Source organism: Mesorhizobium sp. M7A.F.Ca.MR.148.00.0.0, from assembly GCF_003997735.1.
Taxonomy (GTDB): Bacteria; Pseudomonadota; Alphaproteobacteria; order Rhizobiales; family Rhizobiaceae; genus Mesorhizobium.
This window is the reverse complement of sequence record NZ_RZTB01000322.1, coordinates 1-863: the sequence shown is the minus strand read 5'-3', so window position 1 is coordinate 863 and position 863 is coordinate 1. Positions and strand designations below refer to the sequence as shown.

Annotated in this window: 1 protein-coding gene; it reads left to right on the top strand. The window is 61.0% G+C overall.

Annotated elements, in window-relative coordinates:
* Nucleotides 1–7: 7 nt before the first annotated feature.
* The coding region (locus tag EOB49_RS34270) for an ABC transporter ATP-binding protein (RefSeq protein WP_164781949.1) at nt 8–863 on the top strand (856 nt) is incomplete at its 3' end.

Here is an 863-nt window from a genome sequence, read left to right as displayed (position 1 = left end):
GGAAACTATGAGACGTTTCCCCGTCCATGGGCGCGGCGCCACTTGTCGCGACGTTTTCGCCTTCACTGTTCGCCTCTGGAACAGGCAGCCGGCCCGGCTCGCGATCATCATGACCGCGATGCTCGCCTCCACGCTGGCTGACGTGTTGATGCCGCTCTATTCTGGCCGACTCATCGACGCTGTTTCTCGTGCTGCTAATGCGGCAGCACCAGCTTCGGATTCAGCTGTTGCAGCATTCTCTGTACCGATTGCATTGGCACTCGGTGGCATTGCCATGCGCCACGTCGCCTTCATTGGCCTGAGCGACCTGGTGTTGAAAATGATTTCCGACGTCGCGACCGAAGCGTTCCATCATGTGCAGCGCTTTTCGACAGACTGGCATGCAAACAGCTTCGCCGGCTCGACAGTGCGCAAGATAACGCGCGGCATGTGGGCGCTCGACCTCCTCAACAGCACGATACTCGTCACGCTGCTCCCGTCGTTTGTCATCTTGATCGGCTCGACGGTGCTGCTCGGCTGGCACTGGCCGGTCATGGGCGTGATCTTTGCTTGCGGCTCTCTCGTCTACCTTGCGTTTTCGATTTCGCTGTCGCTCGGCTATGTCGCGCCAGCGGCGAGCCTTGCCAACCGATGGGACACAAGGCTCAGCGGCGCGCTTGCGGACGCGGTCAGTTGCAACGCTGTGGTCAAGGGCTTCGGCGCAGAGGTTCGCGAAGACGAGCGGCTTGCAAATATCATGACGAAATGGCGGCACCGCGCGCGCCGGAGCTGGGTGCGCGGAACGATCATCGGCTCAACCCAAGGCGTAACTTTGGTTGCGCTCAGGGTGGCGGTGGTCGGATATGCCCTGCTTCTGTGGTCGC